Annotated in this window: 1 protein-coding gene; it reads left to right on the top strand. The window is 63.8% G+C overall.

Annotation, left to right across the window (positions count from 1 at the left end):
- Positions 1-389: tripartite tricarboxylate transporter permease (locus AB4Z35_RS31030; protein ID WP_442101301.1), on the top strand; the 389-nt coding region annotated here is incomplete at both ends.

A 389-nucleotide genomic window follows, 5' to 3' on the forward strand; every position in this document is an offset into this window, starting at 1 on the left:
GCTGTTCACCGAGCAGAAGACCTTCGTCTGGGGGCTGATCGCCAGCATGTACCTGGGCAACATCGCCGGGCTGATCGTGGTGCTTTCCACGGTGCCGCTGTTCGCCGCCATCCTGCGCATTCCGTTCGCGATCATCGCGCCGCTGATCCTCGTGGTGTGCGCCATCGGCGCCTTCACGGTGCACAACGCCATGTTCGACGTCTGGCTGATGCTGATTTTCGGCGTGATTGGCTACGTGCTGAAGAAGCTCGATTACCCGCTGGCGCCGCTGGTGCTGGCGCTGGTGCTGGGCGACCGCGCCGAGGATTCGTTCCGGCAGACCATGCTGATGTCCCAGGGCCAGATGGACGTGTTCTGGTCCAACGGCCTGGTCGGCACGATCATGGCGC

This window comes from Pseudomonas sp. KB_15, assembly GCF_052114525.1.
In the GTDB taxonomy this organism is placed as follows: Bacteria; Pseudomonadota; Gammaproteobacteria; order Pseudomonadales; family Pseudomonadaceae; genus Aquipseudomonas.